Origin of the sequence: Lactobacillus sp. A27, assembly GCF_016742815.1 — a bacterium.
GTDB lineage: Bacteria > Bacillota > Bacilli > Lactobacillales > Lactobacillaceae > Lactobacillus > Lactobacillus gallinarum.
In genome coordinates this window covers 30,929-41,489 of sequence record NZ_JAEHNT010000030.1, presented here as the reverse complement: position 1 = coordinate 41,489, position 10,561 = coordinate 30,929, and the positions used below count along the sequence as shown (strand labels likewise).

The window sequence follows — 10,561 nt, the reverse complement described above, 5'->3', positions numbered from 1 at the left end:
GAATTATCTGCTTAAGCCGCTTAAAAAAGAATATCCTTTTTTGAAAAACAGCGATTCTTCAAGCTTGCAGGTAGTTAATGAATTTCTAACTCAGTCTTGGAAGAACTTCTTTCAAGATAAAAGTGGTCAAATTGGCAAGCCTCGTTTTCATTCACGCAAGTATCTGAAAAGGTCTTATACTGGTAAATCGACTATCAGAATTGCAGGTAAAAGATATTTAAAGATTCCTAAATTAGGCTGTGTCAAAACCAGCAAGACTGGAGTTTTGCAAGATGTTAAGATTAAGCGCTACACTGTTCTGCTTGAACCAACAGGAAAATATTATTTGTCTCTACAGGTAGAAATATCTGAACCAGAGAAGTACAGCTTAACTGGCAAACAAGTTGGAATTGATGTTGGCGTAGCTGATTTAGCAATTCTATCTAATGGTTTAAAGTACTCTAGTTTTGACAGCTCTTATTTTGAAAAGAAAGCTAGAATTTGGCAGAAAAAGTATTCTCGACGTAGACATTTAGCTAAATTACTAGTTTTACAAGATAAGAATAAAAGGGTACTTTGTCCTAGAAGCTTAGAGAGTTTCACTAATTGGCAAAAAGCACAAAAGTCAAAAGCCAGATGCCAAGCAAAAATAGCTAATCAGCCCAGAGATTACCTGCATAAATTAACTACGCATTTAGTTAAGCAATATGATGTAATTGCGATTGAAGATTTGAAAACCAAGAATCTTCAGAAAAATCATCACTTAGCCAAATCAATTGCCAATGCTTCATGGCGAATGTTTAGACAAATGCTGGAGTATAAGTGTGAATGGTATGGGAAAAAGCTAGTTGCAGTTGATCCTAAGAATACTTCCAAAATTTGTTCAAAATGTGGCTATAACAGTGGTGCTAAGCCATTAGAGATTCGTGAATGGACCTGTTCTAAGTGTCAAACTAAGCATGACCGAGATATTAATGCGGCAGTTAATATCTTGCATAAAGCAAAGCTAAATGGTCAGGGACTGACCATGGTAACAAGCTGAGTTCCGTGAGTTAGGTATTTGAATAATTCAATGTAAGATCCTAAACACTACTCAGTGTTCCCAGAAATCCGGCACTTCAGTGCCGGTGTAGTTCATTCAAAATTATCTTGTTTAATTACCCGGTAGGTTGCAATTATTAATACCAGGATCGAGCAAGCCATTCCTACGTAGGCCATCGTCCCAATGCGAACAGCATTATTAGCCGCTTCTCTTGCCAGTTGGTTTTCCATAGCATAACCAACTACCCATTTACGCATTAAAACAGGAGTTAAGATAAAACTAAATGTGGTAATCAATGAAGTAATCAAAGTCACATTTCTAGAATATGGTTCTTTAAAAAATTGTGCTAATACACAAAAAGCTGGAGCAATCATCAAAAGCATGATCCACATAATAATCCAGCGACCAGAACTACTATTCATCATTTGCGCACTATTTGTGGCATAACGGTATGAACTCCAGAGCTGACCACCAGTGACTGTATTTAGTAAACTCAAAAAGTATGATCCTTGTTGACCATAATAGCCACCATTATTAGACAATGCTCCTTGAATAATTTGGAAACTATCGGTTGACCCTGCCGATGAAAAGTCGACAGTTACCACTTGCTTCATATAGGTAGCTAAAAACATAGTAACTGAGCCACCTAATTCTAAAGCTCTCAGCATACTTAATTTTCTTGAAGCTTTTAGATGAAATTCAAGACTAAGTACTTGATGGGGATGATGACTGTGGCCGATGACGTATATTCCAACAATTACAACTGCCAATAAGATTAATAATCCCCACCATAATTTGATCATGGCAAGAAATAGTGCCAAGACAATAATTGCAACTGAAATATATGGTCGATCAGAAAAGATTGTCCAGAAATTGAGCTTTACGTGATTATAATTTTCACGTGAAAGATCGATTTTGGTATTAGCAGCAGGTTTAGGATTGCTAATTTTTTTGCTTCTAAATTCTTCACGACTATTTACTCTACTTTTAGAATAATTGATTCGTGATCGATCAGCACCATCTTGTCCATGTTCCTTCTTCATACGATATTCTCGCCGCGACATGTGTGCCATAAAGATAACTCCCTTCTAGAACCATTATCGTAGCACATTATTTCATTAATAATCTTTTTATTATAAAAAATTGGAAAAATATTTAATTTTTTGTATGTGCTAAAATAAACATTAAAACTTATTCTTATTTTTTGAAAGAGATGACACTTTGACTACTATTAAATCACGCAATCTGCCTGCAGGTTGGCATAAAGCTTTTTATACTCTGTGGTTAGGTTGCTTCATCACTGGGATGGGCTACTCAATGACTATGCCCTTTATCTCACTGTTTATTTCTGATTTAGGTAATTATTCTAAGCTGCAAATCAACTTATACTCTGGGCTGGCATTTGCTATGACCTTTATTGCCCAGGCAATAATTTCTCCATACTGGGGCAGCTTGGCTGACCGTAAAGGAAGAAAACTAATGTGTATGCGTGCATCCGGCGTTATGGCAATTACTATTACCTTGACTGGTTTTGCACCAAATGCGATTTATATCGTTGTCATGCGCTTCATTCAAGGGTCATTTTCTGGTTATATCAACAACGCTACGGCATTGATGGCCAGCGAAACGCCGCACGACCGTAGTGGATGGGTAATGAGTCAGATGATGACCGCTGGTACTGCTGGCAACTTGGTTGGTCCATTATTAGGTGGTGCCCTTTCTAGTTTCTTTGGCAATATCTTTGGCGGTGCATGGGGCTATCGTATTCCGTTCTTTATTACCGGTGTCTTGATGTTCATCGTATTTTTAGGAACAACATTCCTAGTTCATGAAGACTTTACTCCAATTTCTCGCGAAAAGATGAAGCCAATGGGCGAAATCATGAAGAGTTTGCCAAGTGTTAAATTAATTATCGTTATGTTCATCACTACGATGTTGGTTCAATCTTCAACTATGTCAATTGATCCTATCGTTTCATTATACGTAAAATCAATGATGCCTCATGGTTCTGATGTTGCATTTGTTGCTGGTATCGTAGCAGCAACGCCAGGACTTGGTACTTTGCTTGCTGCTTCTAAGATCGGTCATAAAATGGATGAAATTGGGCCATTACATGTATTGCGTGTCGGTTTAGTCATCGGCTTCATTTTATTTGCACCAATGGCTTTAACTAATAATCCATGGATGCTTGCCTTCTTGCGTTTCTTATTAGGTATTGCCAGTGCGGGGATGTTGCCTGCAGCTCAAACTGTTTTAACTTTGAATACACCTAAGGAAAGTTTCGGTCGAATTTTTAGTTATAATCAGTCTTTCCAAGCAGTAGGTGCAGTACTTGGATCATTAATGGGTTCTGCCATTTCTGGTTTTTCAAACTATGCGACTGTTTTCTGGGTAACCGGATTTACTTTATTATTGAACTTTATTTTAATTTTGATCTTCGCATGGGGTATTTCTTATCGAAATAAATAAGTAATCGCTTTCACTGCTTTTACTTTTAATCCATAACTGAAACTTGAAAGCACTAAAACTAGCCGAATCCATATTGGATCTGGCTTTTTGTCTCTTAAATTAGTTTTTAAGCTGTCCGCAGCAGCTGCTTTTGCATGAAAACCGGCAATAACTTAATAAAGTTGTCTAATATTTGTTCCACTGTGGCGGAGATCTCTGCTTTTACTTCTTTAAGAGCGATAAGCAGGTAGACCAATGCCTCTTCAAAGGCTAAATCAGGCAGCGCTTCATAATTATTTGTATAAATAATTTAAATAATTTTTTGAGTGCCACGCACAAAGTCTTAATAAAAATAAGGCCTATCAGCGGCTAAACGTGCTTTCACTGATAGACCTTATTCATAAATATTTGGTAGATTGCAAATTTAATCCGAATTTTTGGACAAATTTGTCAGCATAACCTGATACGGTGTTTGCCAGTCGAGTATTTTAAGCGGTCGCTGGTTAATTTGGAGTAACGTCGTCGTTAAATCTTGAGCACTAATGTGCTCAAAACGAGTCCCTTTAGGATAAAAATAACGTAAATTCCGATTAAAGCGTTCATTACTACCACGTTCAGCTGGCGTATAAGCATGGCAGTAATAGGTCTTAATACCATATTGTGATTCAAGTGATACTAGCCCACTAAACTCAGTGCCACGGTCCACAGTAAAGCTGTGCACCGGACCATTAAAAGTGGTTAGGAACTTAGTTAGTGCTTCATTATCTTCTGAAACATATAGCGCACCTTGTCCAGGCGGCTGTTTGGACGGCGGGGCTGGATGACTGGCTTGCCGACAGCGGCCTGATACCCTTTCAGTTCTGTAAGGCATACGCTCTGCCCGTTGGTGTAAAAGGCCAGATCAGTACGGTATGCCTGTATACAGCGGGCGGGAATCTCGCCAGTAAAGACAACTTCATCCTTTTTTACCTGGACCGTTTCGATGGTGGCACAGTATTTCGGTGCATCATGATAAGCCCTGGAAAGATATTCCCGGGGCGCATAGAGGGTGAAGGAGAGATAAGGTTCCAGCAGTTGCGTCCCTGATTCCTTCAATGCCTGTTCCAATACAATCGGGGCCAATGAGCGGAAGTCCGCCGGCGTGCTGACCGGACTGTAATAAAGCCCGTATTCAAAGCAAATCTTACAGTCCGTTACGTTCCAGCCGAACAAGCCCTGCTCCAGCCCGTAACGGATACCATCCCTGACAGCGTTTTGAAAACTCTGGTTCAAGTATCCCAGCGAAACCCGGCTCTCGTATTGTACACCGGAGCCAAGCGGGAGTGGTGTAACAGACAGTCCGATGGATGCCCAAAACGGGTTGGGCGGCACCTCGATATGGATGGTGTGGCTGGCTGCTTTGAGCGGCCGCTCCATATAAATGACGGTGGGTTCCTTTACCACTGTTTCAAGCTTGTATTTTTCCGACAGCAAAGCGGAAACAACCTCCAACTGCACCCGGCCCAAAAAAGAAAGAATGATCTCATGGGTGATGGAATCCACCTCGCAGCGCAAAAGCGGGTCAGTATCCGCAAGTTGCGTAAGAGCGTCCAGCAGCCGTTCTCTTTGCGCTGCCGTTTTCGGCGCAATCGACGTCCGCAGCATGGGGAGGGGGTCCTCACGCCACCTTTTACGAGGGAGCCGGGTTGGGTCCCCTAATACATCGTTTAACCTCACGCTGTCGCTGGGAAGGATAACAATTTCACCCGGATAAGCGGTGTCTGTCCGAACAATTTCCCCTTTGGATGGAATACGCATCTCTGTGATTTTCAGCTTTTCTCTCCCGGCCAGGGCCACCGTATCCCGCAGGCGCAGCGTTCCGCTGTATAGCCGTAGATAGACACGCCGCTGGCCGCAATCTGTATACTCCACCTTGAAAACGCTGCCGCATAGGGCGGCGCTCCCCTGTTCCCCAATCGGTTGGAACAGCCCTGTCACCGCATCCATCAACGGTTGAATGCCAAGGCCCTTTTTGGCGCTGCCATAATAGACCGGGAACAGGGAGGCGTCTTGAACCCGCCGCTGTTCCTCCCGCACAAGTTTTTCCCGGCTGATTGGTTCTCCTGCGATATACTTTTCCAATAATTTATCGTTATTTTCGATGACCGCATCCCATGCTTCTATGTCGGTATTTTCCTCCAGGACTATTTCCGGGGACAGCGACACCGTCTGCTTGATGATAATATCGGCGGAGAGCTTATCCCGAACAGACTGAACCACGCTCTGCAAATCAACGCCAGCCTGGTCGATCTTGTTGATAAAGATAACGGTGGGAATGTTCATTTTCCGCAGGGCATGGAACAGAATACGGGTCTGGGCCTGCACGCCATCTTTAGCGGAGATCACCAAGATGGCCCCATCTAAAACAGCCAAAGAGCGGTACACCTCCGCCAAAAAATCCATGTGGCCGGGCGTATCCACAATGTTGACTTTACATCTGTGCCACTGGAAGGAAGTGACTGCCGCTTGAATGGTAATCCCACGCTGCCGCTCCAAAAACATGGTGTCCGTCCTCGTTGTCCCTTTTTCGACGCTCCCCGGTTCTGAAATGGCTCCGCTGGCATATAGCAGGCTCTCCGTCAAGGTCGTCTTTCCAGCGTCTACATGGGCAAGAATTCCAATATTGATTATTTTCATGTGATTGTCCTCCCTTTACTGCCCCGAAGGGCATAAAAATCCCCAGCAGTAAAATACTTTTACCACTGGGGATGATAATTTGCGGACATACACATATACAGCATACACCTGTTTGTGAGTGCTGTTTTTGGGGATATGTCAAAATTGATAAGGCAAAAGTATTCTTAAATTGGGTACAAAAAACTAAGCCCCTACAAAAGGGACTATCATAATCCTTTGTTCCCACTATTTGATTATAGTTTTATTTAAGAATACCTTGCCGCATATTTTTTACTCCTTTTCTGGAATTGAATTATTATATCACATCAGTTTTAGGAAAACAAGTATCTAAAAGAAATTTTTCTTCCCCTTATATGTAACAATCATACCGGCTTCCTAACGTTCAGAATGGTTTCTACTGTCTGCTGCGGTGTTTGGTTGGAATTGTCCAGCCAAAAGCCGATCCGTGGTGTTGTCTGCATTTTACTAAATACAAATTCAATGTATACAGAAAGAAATATATAAGGAGTGGGAGGGATTCCGCCGTAGTCGGCATTGTAGGAAAATCCAAAAGTTTAGATTTTCTCAAAATGCTTATCTTTTGGTCTTTGGTTCGGAATAGTGTAGTGCTGGCGGTCTATCTATTGTTTTCGGTTGCTTGCTTCTTTACCGTACATGAGCATTGATTGCTGTATTGTAGATCAATTAATACCAATAACAAAAGATTAATAATAGGCAAAATTAAAAAATAAACAAATCGTGTTTTCCAATTTGCCAAAAATGAAAGTGAGGAAAATTGTGTTGCCATTAGATTATCTTCAACGTTCCTTTCTCTCGCGCTAAATCATTAATTTTTCTAACCATAACTAAAATTAACAATATCCAGATCAGCATACTGCAGATATAGGCCAAAATATTGGTCATATTCCCTGAATAAAGCAAAACCCTAACTGGCATAGTCATTGGCAAAAAATATTGTGATACTTCCATCAATGGTAGAGAAATCACTCTATTACCAAATAATCCTGTTAATAGTAAAATTGGAATATTAATCAACGCTTCGTAGACTAACGCGTTAGGAGTTAAGGTGAAGAAAGCCGCGATTAAAATATCCATTGTAGCTGCAGCAATCCAAAGCAAGATAACTATCCCAATGAATTTTAAATCAATTGTGCCCGTTGCTACTGAGAAGATTTTTGCTAAAAGAAATGACAAAGGAAAAGCAAGCAGGCCATAACTCGAAGCTGGTAAAAGAAGAGCAATCAAGGATGCTCGCTCATCATAGCGCGTGTTAATAATATAAGGAAGTGTTCCTTGAAAACGCTGATATCCTATACTTCCTGCAGCGGTAGTACATGAAGCCCATAAACCAAATACTGCACTTCTTATCCAGACCATTGGATCATTTAACCCATGATTAGCGTAAGCAATTGTGTACTGTAAAACGAAAATACTAACTGTACTAGTTATTGTCAACCAAAAGAAATACTGATTAGATATGTACAGCTTAAATTGAAACCAAAAAAGTCTTAAAAACCTCATTAATTCATCCCTTATTATTCTCTTCTAAGTTGTGGTGCTAAGGCAAGGTATGATTCTTCAAGTGTTGCTGGTCTATCAATTCGTTTAACTTTAGACAATTTCACAATATCTTGAACTGTACCTTTTGCGTGAACTTTGCCTGCACCTAATAAAACAATTTGATCTGCTAATGCTTCAACTTCTGACATCATGTGACTAGTTAACAAAATACTAATGTCATTTTGTGCTAAATTCTTAACTACATTTCTGATATTAGTAGCAATTTCTACATCTAAGCCATCAGTAGGTTCATCTAATAATAATAATTTAGGATTTCCTAGAAGTGCACGTGCAATGTGCATTCTTTGTTTCATTCCTTTAGAGAAAAATTGTACCTTTTTATTCATGTCATTACTTAAACTAACTAAATCAAGTACACGTTCTATTTCCGCTTTTTGCTTACGATAAGGTATTTTAGCCAAATCTGCAAAATATGAGAGATTCTGTTTAGCTGTAGCTCGACCGTAAAAGCCCAAGTCCCCACCAAAGGAAACTCCAATATTATCACGTAACCTGGTCTTAATAATATTCTGACCACCGACAATCACTGAGCCAGATGTGGGTAATAAATAACCGCCTACAATAGAGACAATAGTAGTTTTACCAGCACCGTTGGGGCCCAATAAGGCAGCAATTTCACCTTTTTTAATATTAAAAGAAACATCGTCTAACGCTACAAATTTTTTCCATTGTCATGATATACTTTTCGTAAATTTTGAATAGAGAGATAATTTGTCATTTATTTTCTGCTTCCTATATTTTCCTTCTTAAAAGATTTATCTAAAATCAATTGCGCCTCAGCTTTAGCCTCTTCTTTCATGCCTAATTTTATATAGCAACTAATCAGCATTTCTCTAGAAGCTTTTACTCCATCGAAGTTTCCAATATCTGCATGTTCATTAAGAGCTTCTTTAGATGTCATCAATGCATCATGATAATTTTTTAATAAATATTGAGTATAAGCCAAAATACTACATGCTTCAGCAACGTAACCTTTAGAATAAATTCTTACATGCTCTAAATTATTAATTGCAATATGGTAAGCTAATTTATAATCATGTTTTTGAATTTCTAATTGAACTAAATTAATAGCTACTTGTCCCTTATATCGTTCCGCTTGGCTTTTTCCTTTTATACTAGAACAAGTGGAAACATACTTATTAATTCTATCAGTTGCATTTACTAGTAGAGTTTTAGCCATTACTAATGAAAAACTATTTGGCTCCATTACAACTGCTAAACCCAACATATTATCGAATAATGCCATATACAGATCTTTATCTTTGGATCTAGGAATTTCTTTAGATATCAAAGTATATAGTAATTCTTGAGCGCCTTCATAATCATGAAATCTTTTAAGCTTAGTTATTATCAATCTATGGTAAGCTGTAATTACATGATTAATATCTCCTGCTCTCTGAATTGCCTTAGAAAAATATAAGTATGAATCTTTAGAGCCTTTACTTGCACATACAGTTCCACTATATATTAATGCATTATATGTTCCATGCTTTAGAATTTCACTTTTTCTTCTAGATACTATGTCAAAAACTGCATCAAAATTACCTGTTAACAAGATACAGGCATCCATAATATAAGGTAATAATCCTATCTCAGCTTGTAACATATCTGAAACCAGTTTATCGTATGATGGTATTTTTACATTTATTTTTTTAGTATTCCACTCCACAAATTCTCTAGGACTTGTTGTAAACCTCACACCTAAATCATTTAAAAAGAAAGGACTCCGTGAAGATCTGTCTCTTACCGAAGTCCCTTCTAATAATTTTTTAGATATGTTAAGTCGTTCGAGAAAAGCAGAATCTATTTTTTTATCAAATTTAGGAATTGATAAAATTTGATTTATAAAATCTTCTAAATACATCTTCATCTCCTTCCAATTAAACTACAGACGTTATTTTATAATTACAGGTAACACCCAAATCATTGATAATGTCCCCTTTCCTTAAGAACAATTATATTATCATTCATATTTATGCTCTCGACTTATTAGTTTCGTCACACGAAACTATATTTTCCAAGATATTACTCTATTGCCGTATCCCCACATAATAAGTTGATCTTTTATTTGTTTTGCTTTCATCCTATTTCCTTCAAACATATACTTAAAGAAGAAACCTGCAATTCTATAAAACATATAGTGACTTCTACAATCCAACTTTTCTAAATAATCTAGACATTTGTAATATTAGTTTCATTTCTATAACCATAATAGTAGCAGTAATATAGATAATTATTACAAATAATAGCTATTCTCTCGATCATTCTTTCTGAGGCATTATTATTTGAATATTGTTTTAATATTTGACTTATACAATTATTTAATTGTTTTTCAGTGAAGACTTGCATGCAGTTACCAAATAATCTTAGTGCATCAATATCTCCTAACCAAGTATCATGCCTTGTAAATTCTTTTATTATATCCTCTTTTATTCCTACACTTAATTCATCTAATTGTCCTCGAAAAGCTGCTATAGCTACAATGATTCTATACTTAAACACCTTATTACCTGGCAATTTAAGCACTTCTTGCAAACAATTTTCTATTTCATTTTTATCAGAGGTATTAAAAGCTATCCTTACCTTATTTTCAAGTTCTTCAGCTCTTTTCTCATTTTCTGAAATATACTCGTTTTTAATTAGCTCCAAAAAACTGTCTACATCGATATGGTGTGCAAACAAGATTTTAAATAAACTTTCTGCAGAAATTCCTTCTATTCCTCGTTCAATCTTAGAATAATGACTTTTATGAATAATTCCTTGGATCATTTCATCTTGTGTCAATCCTAGACGAATTCTTTGGTGTTTTAACGCTTCACCGATAGTCATCTTTCA

8 protein-coding genes and 1 pseudogene are annotated in these 10,561 nt (G+C 38.1%); 2 read left to right on the top strand and 7 right to left on the bottom strand.

Features of this window, described 5'->3' with window-relative positions; translation table 11 throughout:
- The coding region (locus JEM49_RS04725) for an RNA-guided endonuclease TnpB family protein (RefSeq protein WP_201873894.1) at positions 1-1,021 on the top strand (1,021 nt) is incomplete at its 5' end.
- A gap of 92 nt (positions 1,022-1,113) precedes the next feature.
- Here the strand turns inward: JEM49_RS04725 and JEM49_RS04720 are convergent.
- The gene (locus JEM49_RS04720; protein ID WP_201873892.1) at positions 1,114-2,094 is read right to left on the bottom strand and encodes a cytochrome C5; all 981 of its coding nucleotides are present in this window, start codon (positions 2,092-2,094) and stop codon (positions 1,114-1,116) included.
- Positions 2,095-2,242: 148 nt separating this feature from the next.
- Between JEM49_RS04720 and JEM49_RS04715 the strand changes: the two genes are divergently transcribed.
- Positions 2,243-3,490: an MFS transporter gene (locus tag JEM49_RS04715; protein ID WP_201873891.1), complete on the top strand. Its 1,248-nt coding sequence runs from the start codon at positions 2,243-2,245 to the stop codon at positions 3,488-3,490.
- Between the two features lie 403 nt (positions 3,491-3,893).
- On the opposite strand, the pseudogene JEM49_RS04710 reads toward JEM49_RS04715, so the two are convergent.
- From JEM49_RS04710 to JEM49_RS04685, 6 genes and pseudogenes are all read right to left on the bottom strand, one after another.
- Positions 3,894-4,232 (bottom strand): annotated as a pseudogene (locus JEM49_RS04710) (IS30 family transposase); the annotation flags it as partial.
- Positions 4,220-6,145: a tetracycline resistance ribosomal protection protein Tet(W) gene (gene tet(W) / locus JEM49_RS04705; protein ID WP_201873889.1), complete on the bottom strand. Its 1,926-nt coding sequence runs from the start codon at positions 6,143-6,145 to the stop codon at positions 4,220-4,222. The pseudogene JEM49_RS04710 and the gene tet(W), both read right to left, overlap by 13 nt.
- Before the next feature lie 786 nt (positions 6,146-6,931).
- Positions 6,932-7,522, bottom strand: a complete 591-nt coding sequence (locus tag JEM49_RS04700; protein ID WP_233187043.1) for a multidrug ABC transporter permease — start codon at positions 7,520-7,522, stop codon at positions 6,932-6,934.
- Positions 7,523-7,680: 158 nt separating this feature from the next.
- Positions 7,681-8,328, bottom strand: a complete 648-nt coding sequence (locus JEM49_RS04695; protein ID WP_239464623.1) for an ABC transporter ATP-binding protein — start codon at positions 8,326-8,328, stop codon at positions 7,681-7,683.
- Positions 8,329-8,444: 116 nt separating this feature from the next.
- Positions 8,445-9,590: a hypothetical protein gene (locus JEM49_RS04690; RefSeq protein ID WP_025006262.1), complete on the bottom strand. Its 1,146-nt coding sequence runs from the start codon at positions 9,588-9,590 to the stop codon at positions 8,445-8,447.
- A gap of 308 nt (positions 9,591-9,898) precedes the next feature.
- A complete protein-coding gene (locus JEM49_RS04685; protein WP_236697258.1) occupies positions 9,899-10,555 on the bottom strand; it encodes a helix-turn-helix domain-containing protein in 657 nt (218 codons plus the stop codon).
- Between the last annotated feature and the right edge of the window lie 6 nt (positions 10,556-10,561).

Coding starts and splice junctions, on each gene's coding strand:
- JEM49_RS04720 (WP_201873892.1), bottom strand. CDS start 2,094: ATGGCACACATGTCGCGGCGAGAATATCGTATGAAGAAGGAACATGGA.
- JEM49_RS04700 (WP_233187043.1), bottom strand. CDS start 7,522: ATGGTCTGGATAAGAAGTGCAGTATTTGGTTTATGGGCTTCATGTACT.
- JEM49_RS04690 (WP_025006262.1), bottom strand. CDS start 9,590: ATGTATTTAGAAGATTTTATAAATCAAATTTTATCAATTCCTAAATTT.
- JEM49_RS04685 (WP_236697258.1), bottom strand. CDS start 10,555: ATGACTATCGGTGAAGCGTTAAAACACCAAAGAATTCGTCTAGGATTG.